The sequence below is a fragment of the Pseudomonas sp. GLN_2 genome (assembly GCF_043106005.1).
Lineage (GTDB): Bacteria > Pseudomonadota > Gammaproteobacteria > Pseudomonadales > Pseudomonadaceae > Aquipseudomonas > Aquipseudomonas alloputida.
On record NZ_JBICMC010000026.1, the window covers coordinates 69,641 to 95,566 of the forward strand.

General features: G+C 61.8%; 20 protein-coding genes and 1 pseudogene. 16 read left to right on the forward strand and 5 right to left on the reverse strand.

Annotation, left to right across the window (positions count from 1 at the left end; all coding sequences use genetic code 11):
* Positions 1-48: 48 nt before the first annotated feature.
* The gene (locus ACF8Q6_RS07430) at positions 49-1,722 is read right to left on the reverse strand and encodes a GspE/PulE family protein (RefSeq protein WP_392493087.1); all 1,674 of its coding nucleotides are present in this window, start codon (positions 1,720-1,722) and stop codon (positions 49-51) included.
* 184 nt (positions 1,723-1,906) lie between these two features.
* The gene (locus tag ACF8Q6_RS07435; protein WP_392493086.1) at positions 1,907-2,212 is read right to left on the reverse strand and encodes a hypothetical protein; all 306 of its coding nucleotides are present in this window, start codon (positions 2,210-2,212) and stop codon (positions 1,907-1,909) included.
* A 126-nt stretch (positions 2,213-2,338) separates the two neighbouring features.
* On the opposite strand from ACF8Q6_RS07435, the gene ACF8Q6_RS07440 reads away from it, so the two are divergent.
* Positions 2,339-2,809 carry an Lrp/AsnC family transcriptional regulator gene (locus ACF8Q6_RS07440; RefSeq protein ID WP_003253717.1) on the forward strand — a complete coding sequence of 157 codons (471 nt, stop codon included), beginning with the start codon at positions 2,339-2,341 and terminating at the stop codon, positions 2,807-2,809.
* Between the two features lie 96 nt (positions 2,810-2,905).
* Here ACF8Q6_RS07440 and ACF8Q6_RS07445 read toward each other — a convergent pair whose 3' ends face one another.
* Positions 2,906-4,273: an inorganic triphosphatase gene (locus ACF8Q6_RS07445; RefSeq protein WP_003253720.1), complete on the reverse strand. Its 1,368-nt coding sequence runs from the start codon at positions 4,271-4,273 to the stop codon at positions 2,906-2,908.
* 117 nt (positions 4,274-4,390) lie between these two features.
* Between ACF8Q6_RS07445 and argE the strand changes: the two genes are divergently transcribed.
* Positions 4,391-5,533, forward strand: a complete 1,143-nt coding sequence (gene argE / locus ACF8Q6_RS07450; RefSeq protein ID WP_392493084.1) for an acetylornithine deacetylase — start codon at positions 4,391-4,393, stop codon at positions 5,531-5,533.
* Positions 5,534-5,657: 124 nt separating this feature from the next.
* On the forward strand, positions 5,658-6,956 hold the full coding sequence (gene argA, locus ACF8Q6_RS07455) for an amino-acid N-acetyltransferase (protein ID WP_003253723.1): 1,299 nt from the start codon (positions 5,658-5,660) through the stop codon (positions 6,954-6,956).
* A 145-nt stretch (positions 6,957-7,101) separates the two neighbouring features.
* On the opposite strand, the gene ACF8Q6_RS07460 is transcribed toward argA, so the two are convergent.
* On the reverse strand, positions 7,102-8,478 hold the full coding sequence (locus ACF8Q6_RS07460; RefSeq protein WP_003253725.1) for a glutamine synthetase family protein: 1,377 nt from the start codon (positions 8,476-8,478) through the stop codon (positions 7,102-7,104).
* Positions 8,479-9,052: 574 nt separating this feature from the next.
* Here ACF8Q6_RS07460 and ACF8Q6_RS07465 point away from each other — a divergent pair.
* From ACF8Q6_RS07465 to ACF8Q6_RS07495, 7 genes are all read left to right on the forward strand, one after another.
* Positions 9,053-10,411 carry a glutamine synthetase family protein gene (locus ACF8Q6_RS07465; protein WP_003253727.1) on the forward strand — a complete coding sequence of 453 codons (1,359 nt, stop codon included), beginning with the start codon at positions 9,053-9,055 and terminating at the stop codon, positions 10,409-10,411.
* 48 nt (positions 10,412-10,459) lie between these two features.
* The gene (locus ACF8Q6_RS07470) at positions 10,460-11,821 is read left to right on the forward strand and encodes an aspartate aminotransferase family protein (RefSeq protein ID WP_003253728.1); all 1,362 of its coding nucleotides are present in this window, start codon (positions 10,460-10,462) and stop codon (positions 11,819-11,821) included.
* A 168-nt stretch (positions 11,822-11,989) separates the two neighbouring features.
* Positions 11,990-13,087: a polyamine ABC transporter substrate-binding protein gene (locus ACF8Q6_RS07475; RefSeq protein WP_010955708.1), complete on the forward strand. Its 1,098-nt coding sequence runs from the start codon at positions 11,990-11,992 to the stop codon at positions 13,085-13,087.
* Positions 13,088-13,243: 156 nt separating this feature from the next.
* On the forward strand, positions 13,244-14,338 hold the full coding sequence (locus ACF8Q6_RS07480) for a polyamine ABC transporter substrate-binding protein (RefSeq protein WP_392490203.1): 1,095 nt from the start codon (positions 13,244-13,246) through the stop codon (positions 14,336-14,338).
* A 70-nt stretch (positions 14,339-14,408) separates the two neighbouring features.
* Positions 14,409-15,551, forward strand: a complete 1,143-nt coding sequence (potA, locus tag ACF8Q6_RS07485) for a polyamine ABC transporter ATP-binding protein (protein ID WP_010955706.1) — start codon at positions 14,409-14,411, stop codon at positions 15,549-15,551.
* Entirely contained in the window at positions 15,548-16,468 is a 921-nt protein-coding gene (locus tag ACF8Q6_RS07490) for an ABC transporter permease subunit (RefSeq protein ID WP_003253736.1), read from the forward strand. The genes potA and ACF8Q6_RS07490 overlap by 4 nt, the downstream gene beginning before the upstream one ends.
* Positions 16,465-17,358: an ABC transporter permease subunit gene (locus ACF8Q6_RS07495; protein WP_012054042.1), complete on the forward strand. Its 894-nt coding sequence runs from the start codon at positions 16,465-16,467 to the stop codon at positions 17,356-17,358. Before ACF8Q6_RS07490 ends, ACF8Q6_RS07495 begins: the two co-directional genes overlap by 4 nt.
* Before the next feature lie 109 nt (positions 17,359-17,467).
* Here the strand turns inward: ACF8Q6_RS07495 and ACF8Q6_RS07500 are convergent.
* Positions 17,468-17,922 (reverse strand): annotated as a pseudogene (locus tag ACF8Q6_RS07500) (transposase).
* 313 nt (positions 17,923-18,235) lie between these two features.
* On the opposite strand from ACF8Q6_RS07500, the gene ACF8Q6_RS07505 reads away from it, so the two are divergent.
* From ACF8Q6_RS07505 to cysT, 6 genes are all read left to right on the forward strand, one after another.
* Positions 18,236-19,324 carry an efflux RND transporter periplasmic adaptor subunit gene (locus tag ACF8Q6_RS07505; RefSeq protein ID WP_392491191.1) on the forward strand — a complete coding sequence of 363 codons (1,089 nt, stop codon included), beginning with the start codon at positions 18,236-18,238 and terminating at the stop codon, positions 19,322-19,324.
* Positions 19,321-20,388 (forward strand): efflux RND transporter periplasmic adaptor subunit, encoded by a 1,068-nt coding sequence (locus ACF8Q6_RS07510; RefSeq protein ID WP_392491192.1) that lies wholly within the window; start codon positions 19,321-19,323, stop codon positions 20,386-20,388. Before ACF8Q6_RS07505 ends, ACF8Q6_RS07510 begins: the two co-directional genes overlap by 4 nt.
* Positions 20,385-23,438: an efflux RND transporter permease subunit gene (locus ACF8Q6_RS07515; RefSeq protein ID WP_392491193.1), complete on the forward strand. Its 3,054-nt coding sequence runs from the start codon at positions 20,385-20,387 to the stop codon at positions 23,436-23,438. Before ACF8Q6_RS07510 ends, ACF8Q6_RS07515 begins: the two co-directional genes overlap by 4 nt.
* Positions 23,439-23,671: 233 nt before the next feature.
* Positions 23,672-23,854 (forward strand): sulfur starvation response protein OscA, encoded by a 183-nt coding sequence (oscA, locus tag ACF8Q6_RS07520; RefSeq protein WP_003248957.1) that lies wholly within the window; start codon positions 23,672-23,674, stop codon positions 23,852-23,854.
* A 50-nt stretch (positions 23,855-23,904) separates the two neighbouring features.
* Positions 23,905-24,912 (forward strand): sulfate ABC transporter substrate-binding protein, encoded by a 1,008-nt coding sequence (locus tag ACF8Q6_RS07525; RefSeq protein ID WP_161773854.1) that lies wholly within the window; start codon positions 23,905-23,907, stop codon positions 24,910-24,912.
* Positions 24,913-25,097: 185 nt separating this feature from the next.
* Positions 25,098-25,916 carry a sulfate ABC transporter permease subunit CysT gene (gene cysT, locus ACF8Q6_RS07530; protein ID WP_003248961.1) on the forward strand — a complete coding sequence of 273 codons (819 nt, stop codon included), beginning with the start codon at positions 25,098-25,100 and terminating at the stop codon, positions 25,914-25,916.
* Positions 25,917-25,926: the final 10 nt, after the last annotated feature.

The window sequence follows — 25,926 nt, forward strand, 5'->3', positions numbered from 1 at the left end:
TGGATCTTTTCGGGCGAGGCAAGTTCCTTGAATACAAAGGACTTTTCGTCAGTTGCAGACACGCAGCACTTCCTCGGCACGGGTCTGCCCAGCGGCCACCTTGGCCTCGCCGCAACGGCGCAGGTCAACCAGGCCATCGGCCAGTGCCTGGCGCCGCAAACGGGTCAGGTCGGCATCAGGGCCGATCAATGCGCGCAAGGTGTCGCTGGGCTCGAGCAGTTCGAACAATCCCGTGCGCCCCTGAAAACCGGTGCCGCGGCAGGCTCGGCAGGTGGCTGATGAACCTGCCTGGCAGTCGGTGCAGACGGTTCGCACCAGGCGCTGGGCCATCACCCCGATAAGCGTCGCCTTGATCAGGTAGTCGGCCACACCCAGCTCTTGCAAGCGGGTAATTGCTGCACAGGCGTCGTTGGTATGCAGGGTCGACAGTACCAGGTGCCCGGTCAGCGCTGCCTGAACTGCCACCAGGGCGGTTTCGCGGTCGCGAATTTCGCCGATCATGATGATATCGGGATCTTGGCGCAGCATGGCCCTGACCGCGTTGGCAAACCCTAGGTCCAGCGCGGGCTGTACCTGCAGCTGGTTGAAGGCTGGCTCCAGGCGCTCGATCGGGTCTTCGATGGTGCACAGGTTGACCTGTGGGGTGGCCAACAGTTTGAGGCTGGTGTACAGCGTGCTGGTTTTGCCGGAGCCGGTGGGGCCGGTGACCAGGATGATGCCTTGGCGCTGACGTAGCAGGCGCTGCCATTGGGCCAGTTGCTGGCCGTGCAGGCCAAGGCGTTCGAAGCCCTCTTGCAACTGGTGCGGGTCGAACAGGCGCAGCACCAGTTTCTCGCCAAACGGGGTGGGCAGGGTCGAAAGCCGCAGCTCCACCTCGCCACCACCGGGCAGGCGGCTTTGCAGCCGGCCGTCCTGCGGCCGGCGCTTCTCGGCAACGTCCATGCGGCCCAGGTGTTTCAGGCGGCTGACGAGGGCCAGGGTGACCCCGGCGGGGAAGGCATAGACGGTGTGCAGCAGGCCATCGATGCGGTAGCGCAACTGGCCCTGTTCGCGGCGTGGTTCCAGGTGGATATCGCTGGCGCGTTGCTCAATGGCGTACTGCAGCAGCCAGTCGACGATATGCACAATGTGTGCGTCGTCTGCGCTGGCCTCGGCCTGGCGTTTACCCAGCTCCAGCAATTGCTCAAGTTCCCCCAGGCTGGCCGACTGCTGGTATTGCGCGCCTTTTACCGACTGGGCCAGGCGGTGAAACGACTGCGCTGACTGACGGATCTGCTGCGGGCTGGCCAGTACGCGACGGATCGATCGGCCGAGGCTACGGGCCAGGTCGGCCTGCCAGTCATCCTGGAAAGGCTGGGCACTGGCGACGGTGACGCTTGCGGCATCGGCCGCGACGATGAGAATGCCGTGGCGCTGGGCGAAGGCTGGGGAGATCAGGCCGGTGACCTGGGGCAGGTCGAGTTGCATAGGGTCGATGCGCAGGTAGGGTTGGCCGACCTTGTCGGCCAGCCATTGGCAAAGGTACTCCAGGTCCAGAGGCTGGCCAGGGTGCTGGCGGCTTTCCAGGCTGCTGGCGGCGATGTGTTCCAGCGGGTGGCTAGCGGGGTGGGCGGCGGCGTGTTCGAGTACTTGCAGGGTATCGCTGGCGTGCAGGTGCTGGTCAGCGAGCAGGGCCTGGAGCACGCGCTTGAGGTCGAGTGCCAGGTTGTCGGGGGTGTGCATGGTTGGCGTCCGTGCCTGATCGGATAGTGTTGATCAAGGCTAGCCGGGCGGCGGGTGGCTATTGGAGGTGAAAGGTTTCGGGATTTTGCTGCGCCTGTTCCGGACGCTTCGCGGGTGAACCCGCTCCTACAGGGATCGCACGGGCCTTGAGTGCTATGCGGTACAGGCCCGCCAGAGAGGGGGTTCAGACCACTGCCAACGCCACTCGCTGCAAGTTGGTCAGGCTCACCTCACCCACACACACCAGGTTACGCAGTTTCTGTGCAATGACCTCGGCCCGGTGCCAGCTCAACCCGCCAATGCCGATTTCGATATCCAGCCAGTCATCCTGCTGGCTGACCTGCACGCTATGCGGGGTCAGGAACTGCAAGGCGAACAGGTTGAGCACCCGGCACAGGCTATCGGGCTCGGCCTCGGTCTGCAGGCGATAGTGCACGGTGCTGTGGGCGTTGGTGGCGGCCCAGGCGTCGGTACGGGGCTGTGCGTTCATGCTGGTCTCCGCAAATGAGGGAGAAATTCTTGCACGTTGGTGGCGGTATTTTTTCGCTATGATTGGGTGATTTCGCCTTATTGGTGAATTCTTTTATTCAATAAAATCTGATGTGGAGAATAAACAATGCACAGCGAGCTGGACGCCTACGACCGTCGCATTCTCGAACTGCTGCAGGAGGACGCTTCGCTGTCCAGTGCACAGATCGCCGAGCGCGTCGGGCTGTCGCAATCGCCGTGCTGGCGGCGCATTCAGCGCTTGAAGGAAGAGGGGGTGATTCGTGGGCAGGTGACTTTGCTGGACCGCAAGAAGGTCGGCCTGAACACGCAGATTTTCGCCGAAGTGAAGCTGAACGCCCACGGGCGCTCTAATTTCACCGAGTTCACCGAGGCGATCCGCGGGTTCCCTGAGGTGCTGGAGTGTTATGTGCTGATGGGGGCTGTGGACTTTCTGCTGCGAATCGTCACGTCGGACATCGAGGCCTACGAGCGGTTCTTCTTCGAAAAACTGTCGAACGTGCCGGGGATTCAGGAGGTGAATTCGATTGTGGCGCTTTCCGAGATCAAGTCCACTACTAGCCTGCCGCTATCGCGTTGAGGCCATTCGCGGGTAAACCCGCTCCTACGACTGGCCCCACGCCTGGCGCGGATCCTACGTAGGAGCGGGTTTACCCGCGAAGCAGGCGACGCGGTATCACGCCTTGAGCAGGTGCTTCCAGCCGCGGCTCTGGTCCACCGCCCGAGCCTGTTCGATACGCGCTTCCAGCACTTCATCGCTGATAGGCTGCTCGGCCAGCTCGTGCAGCTTTTTCAGGTCGCCGTACAAGCGGTCCATTTGCGGCGCTTCCAGCACCTGGCGGGCGTGGTGCAGCCAGGCCAGAAGTTGCTCGATACGTGGCAGCTGCTCAGCCAGGTCTTCCGGGCGCTGGGTGTACAGCGGCAGCTTCAGCGCGCGGCCTTCCTCGCCCAGCAGGTGACCCAGCCAACTGGCCAACTGCGCCTTGCCCTGGCGTTCGCCGCGGCCCTTGCGCTCTGCGGTCCAGGTCCGGGCCATCAGCCAGCGTGAGGTTTCCAGCGAGAACTGGCCCCAGCGTACGTCTTCCAGTTCTTCGGCGAACTGCTCGGGCGCGGCGCGACGGATGTCTTCGTCATCGTTGCCGGCCTGAACCAGCGGGCGCCAGTCTTCAAGCAAGGCATCAAGGCTGGCGCGCAGGTCGCGGGTGGTGGCACGCGGTGCTGCCTGGCCCAGGCTGGCGGTGAGCGCGCGCAGCTCGCTCAGGCACTCGACCCAGTCCTGGAGCAGGCGCCAGTGGCCGTTGTGGCGGTACTGCTCGGCCAGGCGCTGGCTGCTGCCCAGCAGTTGCCAGGCCAGGGCGGCATAGGCGTCGTCCAAGGCCATTTCGGCTTCCAGCGCGGTGTGCGGCAGGTCCAGCTCGTAGCTGTCCGGCTCCAACAAGCGGTAACCGCGCTCAGCCTTGCTGATGTCGCACGGCATCAGTGGCAGGCTGGCGGCCAGTTCTGCAGCCAGTTCCAGCAGTGCTTGCGGTTCACCTTCACGCAGCTCCAGCTCCAGCTCGCAGATCTCTTCCTTGCGCTTGCCGGCGATCACGAAGCCTTGGTCCAGCGCGGCCTCGATCACCACCTTGCTCTTGCCACGGCCCCAGGCGATTTCAGCGTATTCACGGCTGAAGTCGGTGGTGAACAGCGGCTTGATGGTTTTCTTGTCCAGGTTGGCCAGTTGCTCTGGCCAGCAGGTGGCGTCCAGCTTCTTCAGGTCGAGCTTGACCTTGTCCAGGTTCCATTCGTACTCGTTGCGCTCGGACAGGCCAGCCACGCTCTGACCGCGGCACTTGAGAGTTTGGATGACAGCGTCGCCATCGCGGCGCAGGCGCAGGGCGACACGGGCGGCGGACAGCTCACGCTCGGGGGTGTCGAAGTACTGGTTGAGCAGTTCACGGGTCTGCCAGCCGGACTTGTTGCGCTTTTTCAGCAGAGGGTGCTCGCGCAGTGCGGCAAGGGTCTCGCGGCTGGCGCGGAGCTTCAGTTCGGTTTCTTTGTGCATCACAGACTCGAAAGAGGGGGGCGTGGTTGGCAGAGAGTCTACAGCAGTCAGCCCTCAACGGTTTATTCCAGACAGCGGATAGTCCTATGATGGGCAACGTTTCCGAGGAGTACGCGCATGCCGTTGCCGACGCTGAAAGACCAGTTTGCCGCCTTGATCGCCGCGCCTTCGGTCAGCTGTACCCAACCTGCGCTGGACCAGTCCAACCGCCAGGTTATCGACCTGTTGGCCGGTTGGCTCGGCGACCTGGGTTTCAAGTGCGATATCCAGCAGGTCAGCCCCGGCAAGTTCAACCTGCTGGCCAGCCGTGGCACCGGCCCGGGAGGGCTGGTGCTGGCCGGGCACAGCGATACCGTGCCCTATGACGAACAGCTGTGGGCCAGCGACCCGCTGAAGCTGACCGAGACCGATGGCCGTTGGGTCGGCCTGGGCAGCTGCGACATGAAGGGCTTCTTCGCCCTGGTCATCGAAGCGGTCATCCCGCTGCTGGAGCACGACTTCAAGGAGCCGCTGCTGATCCTTGCCACCTGCGATGAAGAAAGCTCCATGTCCGGCGCCCGTGCCCTGGCCGAGGCCGGCCAGCCACTGGGGCGTGCAGCGGTCATCGGTGAGCCTACCGGGCTGCGGCCGATCCGCATGCACAAGGGCATCCTCATGGACCGCATCGACATCCTCGGGCGCAGTGGCCATTCGTCGGATCCAAGCCTGGGCCGCAGCGCCATGGAAGCCATGCATGCGGTCATGGGCGAGCTGATGGGCCTGCGCCAGCACTGGCAAAACACCTATAGCAACCCCCAATTCACCGTGCCGACCCCGACCATGAACTTCGGCTGCATCCACGGCGGTGACAATCCCAACCGCATCTGCGGCGAGTGCGCCCTGGAGTTCGACCTGCGGCCGCTGCCGGGCATGGACGTGGACCAGCTGCGCGCGGCCATTCGCGAAAAGCTGGTACCCGTGGCCGAGCGCCATGAGGTGCGCATCGACTATGCACCGCTGTTCCCGGAGGTGCCGCCGTTCGAGCAGGCTGCCGATGTCGAACTGGTACAGGTCGCGGAGCGCCTGACCGGCCATCGCGCTGAAGCGGTGGCGTTCGGCACCGAAGCACCTTATCTTCAGCAACTGGGCTGCCAGACCATCGTGCTGGGCCCTGGCGACATTGCCTGCGCCCACCAGCCCGGCGAATACCTTGAAATGTCACGAATCGAGCCTACCGTGCGTCTATTGCGTGACCTGATCCGGCACTATTGCCTGCACTAAACGTCAATCGAACTGATTCGTTCCTGCCTAGAGGAGACCGCGCGTGACCGCAAGCCTGTTCCGACGATGATCCTGAACGCCCCCTGCATCGCCGTTCTCCGTCCACTTATCCACAGGCCCTGTCATGCCCGATTACGTCAACTGGCTGCGTCATGCATCCCCTTATATCAATGCCCATCGCGACTGCACCTTTGTGGTCATGCTCCCTGGCGATGGGGTGGAACACCCTAATTTCGGCAACATCGTCCACGACCTGGTGCTGCTGCACAGCCTGGGCGTGCGCCTGGTGCTGGTGCATGGCTCGCGCCCGCAGATCGAAAGCCGGCTGGCCGATCGCGGCCTGACGCCGCACTATCACCGGGGCATGCGTATTACTGATGCGGCCACCCTGGACTGCGTGATCGATGCCGTCGGCGCCCTGCGCCTGGCCATTGAAGCGCGGCTGTCGATGGACATCGCCGCTTCGCCGATGCAGGGCTCGCGCCTGCGCGTGGCCTCCGGCAACCTGGTCACTGCGCGGCCGATCGGCGTGCTTGAAGGCGTGGACTACCACCACACTGGCGAAGTGCGCCGCGTCGACCGCAAGGGCATCAGCCGCCTGCTCGACGAGCGTTCCATCGTGCTGTTGTCGCCCTTGGGCTACTCGCCTACCGGGGAAATCTTCAACCTGGCCTGCGAAGACGTGGCTACCCGTGCGGCCATCGAACTGGGCGCCGACAAGTTGCTGCTGTTCGGCGCCGAGCCGGGCCTGTTGGACGCTGACGGTAGGCTGGTGCGCGAACTGCGCCCGCAGCAGGTTGCTCCGCATCTGCAGCGTCTAGGCAGCGATTACCAGGGCGAACTGCTGGATGCTGCGGCCGAGGCTTGCAAAGGCGGTGTGGCGCGCAGCCATATCGTCAGCTATGCCGAGGACGGCGCGCTGCTCACCGAGCTGTTCACCCGGGGCGGTGGCGGTACGCTGGTGTCGCAGGAGCAGTTCGAAGTGGTACGCGAGGCGACCATCGAGGACGTCGGTGGCCTGCTGGAGTTGATCAGCCCGCTGGAAGAGCAGGGCATCCTGGTGCGCCGCTCGCGCGAAGTGCTGGAGCGAGAGATCGAGCAGTTCAGCGTGGTCGAGCGCGAGGGCATGATCATCGCCTGTGCGGCGCTGTACCCGATTGCCGATTCCGAGGCCGGGGAGCTGGCTTGCCTGGCGGTGAACCCGGAGTACCGCCATGGCGGACGTGGCGATGAGCTGCTGGAACGCATCGAGAGCCGGGCACGGCAGATGGGCTTGAGTACTTTGTTCGTGCTGACTACGCGCACTGCGCACTGGTTTCGCGAGCGCGGCTTTGCGCCCAGTGGCGTGGAGCGGCTGCCGGCGGCGCGGGCTTCGCTGTACAACTACCAGCGCAATTCGAAGATTTTCGAGAAGCCCCTGTAAGCCTGTACCGCAGCCCATGTGGGAGCGGCCTTGCGTCGCGAAAGGGCCGCAAAGCGGCCCCGACAATATCAGCTTGATGCGCAAATACTGGGGGCACTTCGCCCCTATCGCGACGCCGCTCCCACAATGGGGGCGGCGTTTTCGTTTACACGGTATGCAGGTACCAGTTGTACTCGAGGTCGGAGATCGAGTGCTCGAACTCTTCCAGCTCGCTTTCCTTGCACGCGACAAAGATGTCGATGTACTTCGGATCGATGTACTTGTTCAGGATTTCGCTGTCGTCCAGCTCGCGCAGGGCATCGCGCAGGTTGTTCGGCAGGCTCTGCTCCAGCTGCTCGTACGAGTTGCCTTCGATCGGCTCGCCCGGTTCGATCTTGTTGGTCAGGCCGTGGTGCACGCCCGCCAGCACCGCAGCCATCATCAGGTACGGGTTGGCGTCGGCACCGGCCACGCGGTGCTCGATGCGCACGGCGTCCGGCGAGCCGGTCGGTACGCGCAGGGCCACGGTGCGGTTGTCCAGGCCCCAGCTTGGCGCGTTCGGTACGTAGAACTGCGCGCCGAAGCGGCGGTACGAGTTGACGTTCGGGCAGAGGAACGCCATGGACGCGGGCAGGGTCTCGAGCACACCGCCGACAGCGTGACGTAGCGCGGCGTTCTGCTCGGGATCCTCGCTGGTGAAGATGTTGTTGCCATCTTTGTCCAGCACGGAAATGTGTACATGCAGGCCGTTACCTGCCTGCCCCGGGTAGGGCTTGGCCATGAAAGTGGTATCCATTTCATGGTCGTAGGCGATGTTTTTGATCAACCGCTTGAGCAGTACTGCGTAATCGCAGGCCTTTAGCGGGTCGGGCACGTGGTGCAGGTTGACTTCGAACTGCGCCGGGGCGCTTTCCTTGACGATGGCGTCGGCCGGGATGCCTTGCTCCTTCGCGCCTTCGAGGATGTCCTGCAGGCAGTCGGCATACTCGTCGAGGTCGTCGATCAGGTACACCTGGGTCGACTGCGGGCGCTTGCCCGAGATTGGCGAGCGCGGCGGCTGCGGGCGGCCATTCACGTTCTCCTGGTCGATCAGGTAGAACTCCAGCTCGAATGCGGCGCAGATGGTCAGGCCCATATCGGTGAACTTGCTCACCACCTGACGCAGCACTTCACGCGGGTCGGCGAAGAACGGCTCGCCTTCCAGCTCGTGCATGGTCATCAGCAGCTGGGCGGTAGGGCGTTTTTGCCACGGCTCATTACAGAGCGTGTCGGGGATTGGATAGCAGATGCGGTCAGCATCGCCGATGTCCAGGCCCAGCCCGGTGCTTTCGACGGTGGAACCGTTGATGTCCAGGGCAAAGAGGGAGGCCGGCAGATTGATGCCTTTCTCGTAAACCTTGTGGAGGCTGGTGCGCTCTATGCGCTTGCCACGCACCACACCATTCATATCTGCAATCAGAAGGTCAACGTAGAGAACCTCAGGATGTTCCTTAAGGAACGCGTTCGCTTCGTTAAGCTGAACGGCACGCGGGGGTACCGACATGATGCAACACCTTTGTTGTTAAAAATATCAATCAAGGGGGGCTTGCTGGACCAGTCAACCGAAAAGCCATACTGATGTCAAGCCAACCCCATGACGCCCTGAAATGGCACATCTACGGCAGATTTGCTGCATATCGGGGCAGGCCATTATCCGCTATTTCTGCCTGAAAGGGTGATCTCAAACGTGCCGTGTTTTATTTTTTACGGAAGTGTTGTGTAAAAAAATGAACAAGGCTAAGCTCGGTCACAACCCAGAACACAATAATACGAGGGTCACATGGTCCGCTTGCCGCGACCTGAAAGTACTGCGTGCGCAGTGCAATCGGGTACTTCCGTCGTTTTTGCAAGCTTCGTCAATGGCGTGGTCGCCCTGGCCGCAATAATTGACGTTTGGCGTTCCCGGACCCGTCCTCGTAGCGGCTTGCCGCCCTTCGCTTCGTCTTCCTGCCTTTTGAACTCATTACGGACACAGCTGATTTCAGTGTATCCACTGTGGCTCTGCGCGTGGGTTTTTGCTTTAGCAATCGACTCCATCCAGAATCAAGTCGCGGACCACCTTACCTCCTGAGGTATTTATGAGTAACAACCTCGACCAGCTCACCGATTGGTTGAAAGAGCACAAGATCACCGAAGTCGAATGCATGATCAGCGACCTCACCGGCATCACGCGCGGCAAGATTTCGCCAACCAACAAATTCATCGCTGAAAAAGGCATGCGGCTGCCCGAAAGCGTGCTGCTGCAGACCGTGACCGGCGATTACGTCGACGACGACATCTATTACGAACTGCTCGACCCTGCAGACATCGACATGATCTGCCGCCCTGACGAGAACGCCGTGTTCCTCGTGCCGTGGGCCATCGAGCCAACCGCACAGGTCATCCACGACACCTACGACAAGAAGGGCAACCCGGTCGAACTGTCGCCGCGCAACGTGCTGAAGAAAGTGCTCAAGCTATACGCTGACAAGGGCTGGCAGCCGATCGTCGCACCGGAGATGGAGTTCTACCTGACCAAGCGCAGCGAAGACCCGGACTTCCCGCTGCAGCCCCCGGTAGGCCGTTCCGGTCGCCCGGAAACCGGCCGTCAGTCGTTCTCGATCGAAGCTGCCAACGAATTCGACCCGCTGTTCGAAGACGTCTACGACTGGTGCGAGCTGCAGCAGCTGGACCTCGACACGCTGATCCACGAAGACGGCACGGCGCAGATGGAAATCAACTTCCGTCACGGCGACGCTCTGCACCTGGCCGACCAGATCCTGGTGTTCAAGCGCACCATGCGCGAGGCGGCGCTCAAGCACAACGTGGCTGCCACTTTCATGGCCAAACCGATGACCGGCGAGCCGGGCAGTGCCATGCACCTGCACCAGAGTGTGGTCGACGTGGCCACCGGCAAGAACATCTTCAGCAATGAAGACGGCAGCATGAGCGAGCTGTTCCTCAACCACATTGGTGGCCTGCAGAAGTTCATCCCCGAGGCGCTGCCGCTGTTCGCGCCCAACGTCAACTCGTTCCGCCGCTTCCTGCCCGACACTTCGGCGCCGGTGAACGTGGAGTGGGGCGAAGAAAACCGCACCGTCGGCCTGCGTGTACCGGATGCCGGCCCGCAAAGCCGGCGCGTCGAAAACCGCCTGCCGGGCGCCGACGCCAACCCATACCTGGCCATCGCCGCCAGCCTGCTGTGTGGCTACATCGGCATGGTCGAAGGCATCGAGGCCAGCGCGCCAGTGCAGGGCCGTGGTTACGAACGCCGCAACCTGCGCCTGCCCCTGACCATCGAAGATGCCTTGGAACGCATGGAAAACAGCCGTGCGCTGGTGCAGTACCTGGGCAAGAAATTCATTACCGGGTATGTCGCGACCAAGCGCGCCGAGCACGAAAACTTCAAACGTGTCATCAGTTCGTGGGAGCGTGAGTTCCTGCTGTTCGCTGTCTGATCAACCCTGGTGCCGCAGGAGCGCGGCGGTCCAATAACGGAGAAGCACATGAGCGTCAACAACCCGCAAACCCGTGAATGGCAAACCCTGAGCGGGGAGCATCACCTCGCACCTTTCAGTGACTACAAGCAACTGAAGGAGAAGGGGCCGCGCATCATCACCAAGGCCCAGGGTGTGCATTTGTGGGATAGCGAGGGGCACAAGATTCTCGACGGCATGGCCGGTCTGTGGTGTGTGGCGGTCGGCTACGGCCGTGAAGAGCTGGTGCAGGCGGCGGAAAAACAGATGCGCGAGCTGCCGTACTACAACCTGTTCTTCCAGACCGCTCACCCGCCTGCGCTCGAGCTGGCCAAGGCGATCACCGACGTGGCGCCGAAAGGTATGACCCATGTGTTCTTCACCGGCTCCGGCTCCGAAGGCAACGACACTGTGCTGCGCATGGTGCGCCACTACTGGGCGCTGAAGGGCAAACCGCACAAGCAGACCATCATCGGCCGCATCAACGGTTACCACGGCTCCACCTTCGCCGGTGCATGCCTGGGCGGCATGAGCGGCATGCACGAGCAGGGTGGCCTGCCGATCCCGGGCATCGTGCACATCCCTCAGCCGTACTGGTTCGGCGAGGGTGGCGACATGACCCCTGACGAATTCGGTGTCTGGGCCGCCGAGCAGTTGGAGAAGAAGATCCTCGAAGTCGGCGAAGACAACGTCGCTGCCTTCATCGCCGAGCCGATCCAGGGCGCAGGTGGCGTGATCATTCCGCCGCAAACCTACTGGCCGAAGGTGAAGGAGATCCTCGCCAGGTACGACATTCTGTTCGTCGCCGACGAGGTGATCTGCGGCTTCGGCCGTACCGGCGAGTGGTTTGGCTCTGATTACTACGACCTCAAGCCTGACCTGATGACCATCGCGAAAGGCCTGACCTCCGGTTACATCCCCATGGGCGGTGTGATTGTGCGTGACACCGTGGCCAAGGTGATCAGCGAAGGCGGCGACTTCAACCACGGTTTCACCTACTCCGGTCACCCGGTGGCGGCCGCGGTGGGCCTGGAAAACCTGCGCATCCTGCGTGACGAGAAAATTGTCGAGAAGGCGCGCACGGAAGCGGCACCGTATTTGCAAAAGCGTTTGCGTGAGCTGCAGGACCATCCACTGGTGGGTGAAGTGCGCGGCCTGGGCATGCTGGGTGCGATCGAGCTGGTCAAGGACAAGGCCACCCGCAGCCGTTACGAGGGCAAGGGCGTGGGCATGATCTGTCGCACCTTCTGCTTCGAGAACGGCCTGATCATGCGTGCGGTGGGTGACACCATGATCATCGCGCCGCCGCTGGTAATCAGCCATGCGGAGATCGACGAACTGGTGGAAAAGGCGCGCAAGTGCCTGGACCTGACCCTTGAGGCGATTCGATAAGCGTTTGCTAGGCTAGCGTTGTGACATTAAGTCGTTACATGGCCCTGCTTTCCTTGATACAGGGCCTTGTAACTTGCCAGACTAGCGACTGTTTCAGTCGCCGCGCGCTCTGCACCGTGGGTTCTGGCTGCTGGACAGTTGCTAAATAAAAATTCTGGAGCATTACGCATGAATAAAATGGGCAAGACGTTGCTGGCCGCCGCCCTGATGGGTGCCATGGCCTCCGCTGTTCAGGCTGAAGACAAAGTGTTGAACGTCTATAACTGGTCGGACTACATCGCTCCGGACACCATCGCCAAGTTCGAGAAGCAGACGGGGATCAAGGTCAAGTACGACGTCTTCGACAGCAACGAAACCCTGGAAGCCAAGCTGCTGGCAGGCAAGTCGGGCTACGACATCGTCGTGCCTTCGAACAATTTCCTGGCCAAGCAGATCAAGGCGGGTGTGTACGAGGAGCTGGACCGGTCCAAGCTGCCGAACTGGAAGAACCTCGACCCCGACCTGCTCAAGGCCGTTGGCGATGCCAGCGACAAGGACAACAAGCATGCCTTCCCTTATATGTGGGGCTCGATCGGCATCGGCTACAACCCGGAGAAGGTCAAGGCTGCGCTGGGCGTGGACAAGATCGATTCGTGGGACGTGGTGTTCAAGCCTGAGAATATCGCCAAGCTCAAGAGCTGCGGCGTGAGCTTCCTCGACGCCCCGACCGAAATGCTCCCGGCTGCGCTGCACTACCTCGGCAAGCCGACCGACAGCACCAAGAAAGAAGACCTGAAGGCCGCCGAGGACCTGTTCCTCAAGATCCGTCCTTCGATCACCTATTTCCACTCGTCCAAGTACATCGGCGACATGGCCAACGGCAACATCTGTGTAGCCGTCGGTTACTCGGGTGACCTGGAGCAGTCCAAGGCCCGTGCCCATGAAGCGGGCGACAAGGTCAAAGTGGACTACGTCATTCCGAAGGAAGGTGCCGGTACGTTCTACGACATGGTCGCCATCCCGAAAGATGCCGAGCATAAAGACGCGGCCTACGAGTTCATGAACTTCCTGATGCAGCCGGAAATCATGGCTGAAATCACCAACGCCGTGCGCTTCCCGAACGGTAACGCTGCTGCCACCCCGTTCGTGGACAAAGACATCACCAGCGACCCAAGCATCTACCCGCCTGCCGAAGTGAAGAAGCAGCTGTACGCGATCGCTGCGCCTGACGCTTCTGTGCAGCGAGTGATCACCCGCAGCTGGACGAAGATCAAGTCGGGCAAGTAAGCCCGATGCGACACCTCTGGGCCGGGTTTGCCGGCCCAGAGCCATTGAAAGGTAATTGATGATTGCGGCATCGAAGCTGCGAAGTTAAGTTGCGCGCCGGTTTTGCGTGTGCGGCAGCATTGTCGCTACCCAGGCACTGATTGTGAGGACCCCCACTTGTCTATTTCTGTATTCCGCAAGGCCTTGATGGCCGGCGCGGGCCTGACGCTGGCATGCAGCGTCCAAGCGGCGCCGACGGTGCACTTCTATAACTGGTCCGACTACATCGGCCCCACCACACTCGCGGACTTCGAGAAAGCTACGGGCATCAAGCCTGTGCAAGACGTGTTCGACTCCAACGAAACCCTGGAAGGCAAGCTGCTGGCCGGTAACACCGGCTATGACGTGGTGGTGCCGTCCAACCATTTCCTGGGCAAGCAGATCAAGGCGGGCGCCTTCCAGAAGCTCGACAAGAACCTGCTGCCCAACTATGCCAACCTCGACCCGGCGTTGATGAAGCGCCTGGAAAAGAACGACCCGGGCAACCAGTACGCGGTGCCTTACCTGTGGGGCACCAACGGCATCGGTTACAACGTCGACAAGGTCAAGGCCGCGCTGGGCGTGGACACCATCGACTCCTGGGCCGTGCTGTTCGAGCCCGAAAACATGAAGAAGCTCTCCAAGTGCGGTGTGGCCTTCCTCGACTCGGCGGATGAAATGCTGCCTGCGGTGCTCAACTACATGGGCCTCAACCCCAACAGCACCGACCCCAAGGATTACGCCAAGGCCGAGCAGAAGCTGCTGGCGGTGCGCCCGTACGTGACCTACTTCCACTCGTCCAAGTACATCACCGACCTGGCCAACGGCGACATCTGCGTCGCGGCAGGTTTTTCGGGTGATGTGTTCCAGGCCAAGGCCCGCGCTGAAGAAGCGAAGAAGGGCGTGAACCTGGCCTACGCCATTCCCAAGGAAGGCGGCAACCTCTGGTTCGACGTGCTGGCGATCCCCAAGGACGCCAAGAACGTCAAAGAGGCGCATGCCTTCATCAACTATTTGCTGAAACCTGAGGTTATCGCCCAGGTCAGTGATTACGTCGGTTACGCCAACCCGAACCCCAAGGCTGGCGCCCTGATGGACCAGGCCGTAAGGACTGACGCCGCGGTTTACCCACCGCAGGAAGTGCTGGACAAGATGTTCGTGAACTCAGAGTTGCCACCCAAGGTGCAACGGCTGATGACCCGCAGCTGGACCAAGGTCAAGTCGGGCAAGTAAAAATCCAGACCCGCGACGGCACCGTAGAACAGGCCACGCGGGCACAAAAATCTTGTTGGGAGTTTCACTCATGGCAGTTGCCTCCGGTGCCTATAAAAAAGCCCTCGAGGGTGGCCAGCAACCCAAGCAGGTGCTGGTCAAGATCGACCGGGTCACGAAAAAGTTCGACGAAACGGTAGCCGTGGACGATGTGTCCCTGGAAATCCGCAAGGGCGAGATCTTCGCCCTGCTGGGCGGCTCCGGTTCCGGCAAGTCCACCTTGCTGCGCATGCTGGCCGGCTTCGAGCGCCCGTCCGAAGGGCGGATCTTCCTCGATGGCGTCGACATCACCGACATGCCGCCGTACGAGCGGCCGATCAACATGATGTTCCAGTCCTACGCGCTGTTCCCGCACATGACCGTGGCGCAGAACATCGCCTTCGGCCTGCAGCAGGACAAGATGCCCAAGGCCGAGATCGATGCCCGCGTGGCCGAGATGCTCAAGCTGGTGCACATGACCCAGTACGCCAAGCGCAAGCCGCACCAGTTGTCGGGCGGCCAGCGTCAGCGTGTGGCGTTGGCCCGCTCACTGGCCAAGCGCCCCAAACTGCTGCTGCTCGACGAGCCGATGGGTGCGCTGGACAAGAAACTGCGTTCGCAGATGCAGCTGGAGCTGGTCGAGATCATCGAGCGCGTGGGTGTAACCTGCGTGATGGTGACCCACGATCAGGAAGAGGCCATGACCATGGCCCAGCGCATCGCCATCATGCACCTGGGCTGGATCGCCCAGATCGGCTCGCCAGTGGACATCTACGAGACACCTACCAGCCGCCTGGTGTGCGAGTTCATCGGTAACGTCAACCTGTTCGAAGGTGACGTGGTCGACGACGCCGAAGGCTACGCGATCATTGCCAGCCCCGAGCTGGAGCGCAAGATCTACGTGGGCCACGGCATCACCACCTCGGTGGAAGACAAGCACATCACCTACGCCCTGCGCCCGGAAAAGATGCTGGTCACCACCCAGCAGCCAACCTGCGAGCACAACTGGTCGCGCGGCAAGATCCACGACATCGCCTACCTCGGGGGCCACTCGGTGTTCTATGTGGAGCTGCCGAGCGGCAAGGTCGTGCAGTCGTTCGTCGCCAACGCCGAGCGCCAAGGTACCCGTCCGACCTGGGGCGATGAAGTGTACGTATGGTGGGAAGACGACAGCGGCGTGGTACTGCGGTCATGAAACTGCGCAAGCTCAAGCGAGCCTTCCAGCGTCTGGTCCCGGAGGGGCGGCACTTGGTGATCGGCGTGCCGTTCATCTGGCTGTTCCTGTTCTTCATGCTGCCGTTCTTCATCGTCCTGAAGATCAGTTTTGCCGAAGCTGACGTGGCAATCCCGCCGTATACCGAGATCTATACCTACGTCGAAGACAAGATCCAGCTGGTCCTCAACCTGGCCAACTACGGGCTGTTGACCGAGGATGAGCTGTACCTCTCGGCCTACCTGGGTTCGTTGAAGATGGCGTTCTTCAGCACCCTGCTGTGCCTGCTGATCGGCTTCCCGATGGCCTACGCCATTGCCAACGCCAAGAAGGAGACCCAGACGGTCCTGCTGTTGCTGATCATGATGCCAACCTGGACCGCGATCCTGATCCGCGTCTATGCCTGGATGGGTATCCTCAGCAACAACGGCCTGCTCAACGGTTTCCTCCTGTGGACCGGGTTGATCGACCAGCCGTTGCAGATCCTCAACACCAACCTGGCGGTCTACATCGGCGTGGTCTATTCGTACCTGCCGTTCATGATCCTGCCGCTGTTCGCCAACCTGGTGAAGCATGATCCGAGCCTGCTCGAAGCTGCATCCGACCTGGGTTCGAGCACCTTCAACAGCTTCTGGAAGATCACGGTACCGCTGTCGAAAAACGGCATCATCGCCGGCTGCATGCTGGTGTTCATCCCGGTGGTGGGCGAGTTCGTGATCCCGGAACTGCTGGGTGGCCCGGAAACCCTGATGATCGGTAAAGTGCTGTGGCAGGAGTTCTTCAACAACCGTGACTGGCCGGTGGCATCCGCCCTGGCAGTGGTGATGCTGGCGATCCTGATCGTGCCGATCCTGCTGTTCAACCGTAGCCAGGCCAAAGAGATGGAGGGCCGCGCATGAAACGCTTCAGTTTCTCCAAGCTGATGCTGGTGCTCGGCTTGCTGTTCATCTACCTGCCGATGTTGATCCTGGTGATCTACTCGTTCAACGCCTCCAAGCTGGTGACGGTGTGGGGCGGCTGGTCGATCAAATGGTACGTCGGCCTGCTCGACAACACCCAGCTGATGGGTTCGGTGATGCGCTCGCTGGAAATCGCCTGCTACACGGCGGTGGCGGCAGTGGCGCTGGGTACCCTGGCGGCCTTCGTGCTGACCCGCGTCACCCGCTTCAAGGGCCGCACGCTGTTCGGTGGCCTGGTCACCGCGCCGCTGGTAATGCCCGAAGTGATCACCGGTCTGTCGCTGTTGCTGCTGTTCGTGGCCATGGCGCAGATGATCGGCTGGCCGCAGGAGCGGGGTATCGTCACCATCTGGATCGCCCATACAACGTTCTGTGCGGCGTATGTGGCGGTGGTGGTGTCGGCTCGCCTGCGTGAGCTGGACCTGTCGATCGAGGAAGCGGCGATGGACCTGGGTGCCAAGCCGTGGAAGGTGTTCTTCCTGATCACCATCCCGATGATCGCGCCATCGCTGGCGGCGGGCGGCATGATGTCGTTTGCCCTGTCGCTGGACGACCTGGTACTGGCCAGCTTCGTCTCCGGGCCTGGCTCGACCACCTTGCCGATGGAAGTGTTCTCGGCGGTGCGCCTGGGTGTGAAACCGGAGATCAACGCCGTGGCCAGCCTGATCTTGCTGTCGGTATCGCTGGTGACCTTCTTCGTCTGGTACTTCAGCCGCCAGGCCGAAGAGCGTCGTCGCAAGGCGATTCAGCAGGCGATCGAAGAGGGTGCTGCAGCCAACGCTTCGCAGCCGCAAGTCAAGCGCCCGGCGCCGGTGGCTGCGTCGGCCTGACCTGGCCCTTTCGCGGGCACGCCCGCTCCCACAGTAGTAGTGCACAACCTTCACAATGTGCACGATCGCTGTGGAAGCGGGTCCACTCACGAATGCCCTCAGCACACATTCAAAGCCAGACTGCATCCCAGTGTGGATAGTCCCTGACACTTCTTGCCAAGCCGGCCCGCAACGGGTTGGCAACTATGTATCTGGCGACATGCACCATGCTTTCCTCCCTTCTCAGTGCCCGGTCCTGATATCCAGGCTGCCATACCGGATGATGCTCAACCCCTGCCTGATGTAACGCGAGACTGGACCTGGACTTGAACCTGCGCATCAAGGTATCCAGCGTTGCTCCTTTCAATTCGATCAGCAATGCAGATGGTCGGGCATCAACACCCAGGCCAGTGAACGGCAGGCTTGGTCGTGATCGGATTGCCGCAATTGATGAATGACCAAGCGGGCATGGTGGAATTCATCGAATAGCGGCTTGCGCTGATGGGTAACGGTGGTCAGCAGATAGAGTCTGCCGATCTCTGAATAGCGACCACGACGAAGCAGATGGGATTGAGCCCTGGGCATCAGGTTCTTCCTCGCGAACAGATGACCTCCCAAAGGTAGTAACTGTGATGCCTGCGCAATGAAGTGGATGGTTTCTGGATATGGCAGAGGTTATATGTACCTGTACCGGCCCATTCGCGGGTGAACCCGCTCCCACAGGTACTGCACAGAATTCAGCATAGGCACGATCTCTGTGGGAGCGGGTTCACCCGCGAAGAGGCCCGCACCGGCTGTGAAAATGCCGGAATGATCCCCGTCAGTGATGTTTATCGAACCCTGAACTACGCTCACAGTCGCATCCCACAAATCATCTGTGCACAAGCAAGGAGCCAGCATGGCGTTGATGCGTCCGCTGTCGGTCATCTGTCTGGGGTTGTTGTACATGCTCACCGGCTGTAGCAAGGAAGAGGTGCCCAAGACGCTGCCTCGGGTGGGGGTGCAGCAGGTACAACCCACCGATTTCGCTGCCAGGGTCACCCTGACCGGCGACGTACAGGCACGGGTGCAGACCGATTTGTCATTCCGCGTCGGCGGCAAGATCATTTCGCGTAGCGTCGACGTAGGCGATCACGTCAAGGCCAACCAGGTGCTGGCCCGGCTGGACCCGAAAGACCTGCAGAACAATGTCGACTCGGCCAAGGCCGAAGTATTCGCCGCGCAGGCGCGCGTTACCCAGACCAGTGCGGCCTTCGTGCGCCAGCAAAAACTGCTGCCCAAGGGCTACACCAGCCAGAGCGAATACGATGCTGCCGAAGCCGCGCTGCGCAGCAACCAGAGCGCACTCAAGGCCGCCCAGGCGCAACTGGCCAATGCCAACGAGCAACTCAGCTACACCGCACTGGTCTCCGAGGCCGCCGGGGTCATCACCGAGCGCCAGGCCGAGGTTGGCCAAGTGGTCCAGGCGACCATGCCGATCTTCAGCCTGGCCGTCGATGGCGACCGCGATGCGGTGTTCAACGTCTACGAATCGCTGCTGGTGGCGCCGCCCAGCGATGCCGGGGTAGTCGTGAGCCTGCTGGACGATCCCAAGGTCCAGGCCCGTGGCTTCGTGCGTGAAATCACCCCCACCGTGTCGGCGCAAAGCGGCACCGTGCAGGTCAAGGTGGGGCTCAAGGACGTGCCGCCCGGGATGCAATTGGGGGCACCGGTTACTGCCACCACCAACGCCCAGGGCCGGCCCAGCATCGAGCTGCCATGGTCGGCGCTGACCAAGGCCTTGCATGAGCCTGCCGTGTGGGTGGTGGGCGAGGGCGACAAGGTGGAACTGCGCAAGGTCGAAATCCGCCGTTACCTCACCGGCAAGATCGTGGTCGCCAGCGGCCTGAAAGGCGGCGAGACCGTAGTGGTCAACGGCGGCCAGTTGCTGCACCCCGGCATGCAGGTACAGAAGGTCGACGCCAAGGGCCCAGGGGGTGAGCTATGAAGCGTCTGTTGCTGATGCTCTCGGCCGCTGTGCTGCTGGTCGGTTGCAGTAGCGAAGAAGAGGCACCAGAGGCGATCCGGCCTGTGCTGTCGGTCAAGGTCGAACCCCAGGTGCAGTCGCAGCTGGGCCGCTTCGCCGGCAGTATCCAGGCGCGCTTCGAAAGCACCTTGGGCTTCCGGGTTTCCGGGCGCATTGCCCGGCGCTGGCTGGACGTGGGCGCCCAGGTGAAGCCGGGCGACACCTTGGCCACCCTGGACCCGACCGACCAGCAGAACCAGCTGCGCGCCGCCGAAGGCGATCTGGCCAAGGTGCAGGCACAGTGGATCAACGCCCAGGCCGATGCCCGTCGCCAGCAGCAGTTGTATGACCGTGGGGTAGGCGCCCAGGCGCAGCTGGATATTGCCCAGACCAACCTGAAAACCACCAGTGCGGCATTGGAGCAGGCACGCTCCGCCGTCAGCCAGGCCCGTGACCAGCTCGGCTACAGCACCCTGCGTGCAGACCACGCTGCCGTGATTACCGCGTGGCAGGCCGAAGCCGGGCAAACCGTTACCGCCGGGCAGGCCGTGGTGACCCTGGCCCGGCCGGACGTGAAGGAGGCGGTAATCGACCTGCCGATCGGCCTGGCCGAGCAGTTGAGCAAAGGCCTGACCTTCACCGTCGCCTCGCAACTGGACCCGACCATCAACACCACGGCCAGCCTGCGTGAACTGGAGCCCCAGGCCGATGCCACCACCCGGACCCGCCGTGCTCGCCTGACCCTGGCCAGCACACCGGCGGCCTTTCACCTTGGCACCGCCATCAGTGTGACCCTTAGCTCGGAAGTGTCCCCGCGCAGCGAACTGCCCTTGAGTGCCTTGCTCGAGCGCGACGGCAAGACCCAGGTGTGGGTGATCGATACGCAGCACAAGACCGTGGCCACCCGTGACGTGGCGCTGATCGACCGCACCGCTGACAGCATCGTACTGAGCACCGGCGTGCAGCCCGGTGAGCGTGTGGTCACTGCCGGCGTCAACAGCCTCAAGCCTGGCCAGAAGGTCACCTTCGACGAGGATGCGCAATGAAAGGAAGCTTCAACCTGTCCGACTGGGCGCTCAAGCATCAATCGTTCGTCTGGTACCTGATGTTCGTAGGCCTGTTGATGGGGATTTTCTCCTACTTCAACCTGGGCCGTGAGGAAGACCCGTCGTTTACCATCAAAACCATGGTCATCCAGACCCGCTGGCCCGGTGCGACCCAGGACGAAACCCTGTACCAGGTCACCGACCGCATCGAGAAGAAGCTCGAGGAACTCGACTCGCTCGACTACACCAAAAGCTACACCCGCCCGGGCGAGTCCACGGTCTACGTGTACCTTCGCGACACCACCAAGGCCAAGGACATCCCGGAAATCTGGTATCAGGTGCGCAAGAAGATCCAGGACATTCGTGGCGAATTTCCCGCCGGTATCCAGGGGCCGGGCTTCAACGACGAATTCGGTGATGTATTCGGTTCGATTTATGCCTTTACCGCCGACGGCCTGACGCTTCGCCAACTGCGGGACTACGTGGAACAGGCGAGGGCCGAGGTCCGCGATGTACCCAACATCGGCAAGATCGAGCTGGTCGGCACCCAGGACGAAGTGCTGTACCTGAACTTCTCCACCCGCAAGCTGGCTGCCCTGGGCATTGACCAGCGCCAGGTAATGCAGGCACTTCAAGCACAGAATGCGGTGACGCCGGCCGGCATGATCGAGGCCGGCCCGGAGCGCATCTCGGTGCGCACGTCCGGGCAGTTTGCCTCGGAAAAAGACCTGCAATCCGTCAACTTGAGGATCAACGACCGCTTCTTCCGCCTGGCTGATATCGCCGACATCGAGCGCGGCTACGTCGACCCGCCTTCGCCAATGTTCCGTTACAACGGCCAGACAGCCATTGGCCTCGCCATCGGCATGAAGGCCGGCGGCAACATCCAGGTGTTCGGTGCGGCGTTGAAAAAGCGCATGGACCAGGTGGTCCAGGACCTGCCGGTGGGTGTTGGTGTACACACCGTTTCTGACCAGGCCGTGGTGGTCAAGCAGGCGGTCGGCGGTTTCACCAGCGCGCTGTTCGAGGCGGTGGTGATCGTGCTGGCCGTGAGCTTTGTCAGTCTTGGCGTGCGCGCCGGGCTGGTGGTGGCCTGCTCGATCCCACTGGTGCTGGCCATGGTGTTCGTATTCATGGAGTACAGCGGCATCACCATGCAGCGGATTTCGCTGGGTGCGCTGATCATTGCACTTGGCCTGCTGGTGGACGATGCGATGATTACCGTGGAGGTGATGGTCACGCGGCTGGAAATGGGTGAAAGCAAGGAGCAGGCAGCGACGTTCGCCTACACCTCCACAGCCTTCCCCATGCTTACCGGCACCTTGGTGACCGTGGCCGGGTTCGTGCCTATCGGCCTCAACGCCAGCTCTGCGGGTGAATACACCTTCACCCTGTTCGCGGTGATTGCCGTGGCCCTGATCGTGTCGTGGGTGGTGGCTGTGTTCTTCGCGCCGGTGCTTGGCGTGCATATTCTCAAAGGCGACAAGCTCAAGGCTCACGAGGCTGAGCCTGGCCGGGTCGGGCGGGCATTTGAAGGCGGGTTGCTGTGGTGCATGCGCAACCGCTGGTTGACCATCATCGGCACCGTGGTGCTGTTTGCCCTGTCGATCTTCTGCATGCGTTTTGTGCAGAACCAGTTTTTCCCGTCCTCGGACCGCCCGGAAATTCTCGTCGACCTCAACCTGCCGCAGAACGCCTCGATCGAGGAGACGCGCAAGGTGGTCGACCGCTTTGAGGCACGGATCAAGGACGATCCGGACCTGGTGCACTGGAGTACCTACATCGGCCAGGGCGCGATCCGCTTCTACCTGCCCCTCGATCAGCAGTTGCAGAACCCTTACTACGCGCAGTTGGTGATTGTCAGCAAGGGCTTCGAAGAGCGTCAGGCCATGATGGACCGCCTGCAGAAGATCCTGCACGAAGAGTTCGTCGGCGTCGGCACCAACGTGCAATCGCTGGAGATGGGCCCGCCTGTGGGCCGGCCGATTCAGTACCGGGTGAGCGGTGCCAACATCGACCAGGTGCGCAAACACGCCATTGAGCTGGCCACCTTGCTCGACCAGAACGAGCACATCGGCGAGATGATCTACGACTGGAACGAGCCGGGTAAGGTGCTGCGCGTGGAAATTGCCCAGGACAAGGCACGCCAGCTGGGGTTGTCGTCCGAAGATGTTGCCAATGTGATGAACAGCATCGTCAGTGGCGTGCAGATCACCCAGGTCAACGACAACATCTACCTGGTCGATGTGGTCGCGCGCGCCGAAGACAGCGAGCGTGGCTCGCCTGATACCCTGCAGAACCTGCAAATTCTCACCCCTAACGGCACGTCGATCCCGCTGCTGTCGTTCGCCACCGTGCGCTACGAACTGGAACAGCCGCTGGTGTGGCGCCGCGACCGCAAGCCGACCATCACCATCAAGGCCTCGGTCAATGGCGAGATCCAGCCCACTGACCTGGTGGCCCAGCTGAAGCCGAAGATCGACGAATTCGCCAGCAAGCTGCCAGTGGGCTTCGAAGTGGCTACCGGCGGTACGGTGGAGGAGAGTGCCAAGGCACAAGGGCCGATCCGCAAGGTCATCCCGCTGATGCTGTTCCTGATGGCGACCTTCCTGATGATCCAGCTGCACAGCGTGCAGAAGCTGTTCCTGGTGGTCAGCGTGGCGCCGCTGGGGCTGATCGGGGTGGTGCTGGCGCTGGTGCCTACGGGTACGCCGATGGGCTTCGTGGCGATACTCGGCATTCTGGCGCTGGCGGGCATCATCATTCGTAACTCGGTGATCCTGGTGACCCAGATCGACGAGTTCGAAGCCCAGGGCCTGTCGCCATGGGACGCGGTGGTGGAGGCCACCAACCATCGTCGCCGGCCGATCCTGCTGACCGCGGCGGCGGCGAGCCTGGGCATGATTCCGATTGCACGCGAGGTGTTCTGGGGCCCCATGGCCTACGCCATGATTGGCGGGATCATCGTGGCGACCTTGCTGACGCTGCTGTTCCTGCCGGCGCTGTACGTGGCCTGGTACAAGATCCGCGAGCCGCAGAAACACGCCTGAAGGCCTGTATGGCCCCTTGTAGGAGCGGGTTTACCCGCGAATGCGATGGTGCATCCACCACCGTATTCGCGGGTAAACCCGCTCCTACAAGGGGCGTGTGCTTTTAAAAGGTTATATAAAAATTCTTAAACAGTATTTTTAAGAATAATCCCGCCTCACTACTATTGCCCTCAAGCCAGGCGCAAACCCCCTTCAAACCTCTGCCCGGCGCCCTCACTCCAAGGAGAACGAGCATGAGTGCATCTCTGCGTAGCATCGACGGTCAGGACGAAGCCACCATCTTGCGTGAAATCCAGAGCGCCTTGCGCGACCTGCGTTTCGGTGCGGTGGAGATCACCGTGCACAACGCTCAGGTCGTACAGATCGAGCGCAAGGAGAAGTTCCGCCTGCAACAGCCCGGCAACAAGCCCGGCTGATCGGCGCCACAACATTCAAAACTAGAAAAATGCCAATCGGGAGCTTCACCATGTCCATCCGCCGTTATGCGCTCGCCGCCCTGGCCAGTGCTGTTTTTGCCGGTTCCGCCATCGCCAAGGACTACGAACTGCTCAACGTGTCCTACGACCCGACCCGTGAGCTGTACCAGCAGTACAACGCTGAGTTCATCAAACACTGGCAGCAGGCCCATCCGGGTGACAAGGTGAAAATCCAGCAATCCCATGGGGGGTCGGGCAAGCAGGCCCGTGCGGTGATCGACGGCCTGCGTGCTGATGTGGTGACCCTGGCCCTGGCCGGTGACATCGACGAAGTGGCCAAGCTTGGCAAGACCCTGCCCGAGAACTGGCAGACCCGCCTGCCTGACGCCAGCACTCCGTACACCTCGACCATCGTGTTCCTGGTGCGCAAGGGCAACCCGAAAGGCATCAAGGACTGGGGCGACCTGATCAAGAAGGACGTGTCGGTCATCACCCCGAACCCGAAAACCTCCGGCGGTGCGCGCTGGAACTTCCTCGCAGCATGGGCGTACGGCCTGAAGGCCGGCGGTAGCGAAGAGAAGGCCAAGGCCTATGTGCAGGAGCTGTTCAAGCATGTACCGGTGCTGGATACCGGCGCCCGTGGTTCGACCATCACCTTCGTCAACAATGGCCAGGGCGACGTGTTGCTGGCCTGGGAAAACGAGGCCTTCCTGGCCCTGAAGGAAGACGGGGGGGCCGACAAGTTCGACATCGTCGTGCCGTCGCTGTCGATCCTGGCCGAGCCGCCAGTGGCCGTGGTCGACAAGAACGCCGAGAAGAAGGGCAATACCGAGATCGCCACCGAATACCTCAAGCACCTGTACAGCCCGGCCGGGCAGAAGATTGCCGCCGAGAACTTCTACCGCCCGCGTGACGAGAAAGTCGCTGCGCAGTTCGGCAAGCAGTTCCCGAAACTGGACCTGGTGACCATCGACAAGGACTTTGGTGGGTGGAAGACTGCACAACCGAAATTCTTCAATGATGGCGGTGTGTTCGACCAGATCTATCAGGCACAGTAAGGGCCAAAGGAAATCGGGGCAGCGTTACGGCCCATTCGCGGCACAAGGCCTCCCCCACAAGGAACCATAGTCCCCTGTGGGAGCGGCCTTGTGTCGCGAATGGGCTGCCAAGCAGCCCCAGGATAGAAAAGCTTGCACCGGCCCGGGATTGTTTCCGGGCTGAGTGCGTTCAACCAGGGATATTTATGTCGCGTCGTATCTCCCCCGTCATACCCGGCTTCGGGCTGACGCTGGGCTACACCTTGGTGTACCTCAGCCTGATCGTGCTGATACCGCTGGCGGCCATGTTCATCCATGCCTCGCAGCTGACCTTCGAGCAGTTCTGGACCATTATCAGTGCGCCGCGGGTGATCGCTGCGCTCAAGCTGAGCTTCGGCACCGCCCTGTTCGCCGCCATCATCAACGGTGTGATCGGTACCCTGCTGGCCTGGGTGCTGGTGCGTTACACCTTCCCTGGGCGCAAGATCATCGATGCGATGATCGACCTGCCGTTCGCCTTGCCGACCGCGGTTGCCGGTATCGCCCTGACTGCCCTGTACGCGCCGCAGGGCTGGGTCGGCCAGTTCGCCACCGACCTGGGCTTCAAGATCGCCTACACCCCGCTGGGCATCACCCTGGCACTGACCTTCGTGACCCTGCCGTTCGTGGTGCGCACGGTGCAGCCGGTACTGGCCGACATCCCGCGTGAAGTGGAAGAGGCCGCAGCCTGCCTGGGGGCCAAGCCATTGCAGGTGTTCCGCCACATCCTGGCGCCGGCCCTGCTGCCGGCATGGCTCACCGGCTTTGCCCTGGCCTTCGCCCGTGGCGTGGGCGAGTATGGTTCGGTGATCTTCATTGCCGGCAACATGCCGATGAAGACCGAGATCCTGCCGCTGCTGATCATGGTCAAGCTCGACCAGTACGACTACACCGGCGCGACCGCCATCGGCGTGTTGATGCTGGTGGTTTCCTTCATCCTGCTGCTGCTGATCAACCTGCTGCAGCGCCGCATCGAAACCCCTTGAAGGAGGCCGG

Excerpts from the sequence above, each read along its gene's own strand:
- ACF8Q6_RS07430 (WP_392493087.1), bottom strand. The coding sequence starts at position 1,722 with ATGCACACCCCCGACAACCTGGCACTCGACCTCAAGCGCGTGCTCCAG.
- ACF8Q6_RS07435 (WP_392493086.1), bottom strand. The coding sequence starts at position 2,212 with ATGAACGCACAGCCCCGTACCGACGCCTGGGCCGCCACCAACGCCCAC.
- ACF8Q6_RS07440 (WP_003253717.1), top strand. The coding sequence starts at position 2,339 with ATGCACAGCGAGCTGGACGCCTACGACCGTCGCATTCTCGAACTGCTG.
- ACF8Q6_RS07445 (WP_003253720.1), bottom strand. The coding sequence starts at position 4,273 with ATGCACAAAGAAACCGAACTGAAGCTCCGCGCCAGCCGCGAGACCCTT.
- argE (WP_392493084.1), top strand. The coding sequence starts at position 4,391 with ATGCCGTTGCCGACGCTGAAAGACCAGTTTGCCGCCTTGATCGCCGCG.
- argA (WP_003253723.1), top strand. The coding sequence starts at position 5,658 with ATGCCCGATTACGTCAACTGGCTGCGTCATGCATCCCCTTATATCAAT.
- ACF8Q6_RS07460 (WP_003253725.1), bottom strand. The coding sequence starts at position 8,478 with ATGTCGGTACCCCCGCGTGCCGTTCAGCTTAACGAAGCGAACGCGTTC.
- ACF8Q6_RS07465 (WP_003253727.1), top strand. The coding sequence starts at position 9,053 with ATGAGTAACAACCTCGACCAGCTCACCGATTGGTTGAAAGAGCACAAG.
- ACF8Q6_RS07470 (WP_003253728.1), top strand. The coding sequence starts at position 10,460 with ATGAGCGTCAACAACCCGCAAACCCGTGAATGGCAAACCCTGAGCGGG.
- ACF8Q6_RS07475 (WP_010955708.1), top strand. The coding sequence starts at position 11,990 with ATGAATAAAATGGGCAAGACGTTGCTGGCCGCCGCCCTGATGGGTGCC.
- potA (WP_010955706.1), top strand. The coding sequence starts at position 14,409 with ATGGCAGTTGCCTCCGGTGCCTATAAAAAAGCCCTCGAGGGTGGCCAG.
- ACF8Q6_RS07490 (WP_003253736.1), top strand. The coding sequence starts at position 15,548 with ATGAAACTGCGCAAGCTCAAGCGAGCCTTCCAGCGTCTGGTCCCGGAG.
- ACF8Q6_RS07495 (WP_012054042.1), top strand. The coding sequence starts at position 16,465 with ATGAAACGCTTCAGTTTCTCCAAGCTGATGCTGGTGCTCGGCTTGCTG.
- ACF8Q6_RS07505 (WP_392491191.1), top strand. The coding sequence starts at position 18,236 with ATGGCGTTGATGCGTCCGCTGTCGGTCATCTGTCTGGGGTTGTTGTAC.
- ACF8Q6_RS07510 (WP_392491192.1), top strand. The coding sequence starts at position 19,321 with ATGAAGCGTCTGTTGCTGATGCTCTCGGCCGCTGTGCTGCTGGTCGGT.
- ACF8Q6_RS07515 (WP_392491193.1), top strand. The coding sequence starts at position 20,385 with ATGAAAGGAAGCTTCAACCTGTCCGACTGGGCGCTCAAGCATCAATCG.
- oscA (WP_003248957.1), top strand. The coding sequence starts at position 23,672 with ATGAGTGCATCTCTGCGTAGCATCGACGGTCAGGACGAAGCCACCATC.
- ACF8Q6_RS07525 (WP_161773854.1), top strand. The coding sequence starts at position 23,905 with ATGTCCATCCGCCGTTATGCGCTCGCCGCCCTGGCCAGTGCTGTTTTT.
- cysT (WP_003248961.1), top strand. The coding sequence starts at position 25,098 with ATGTCGCGTCGTATCTCCCCCGTCATACCCGGCTTCGGGCTGACGCTG.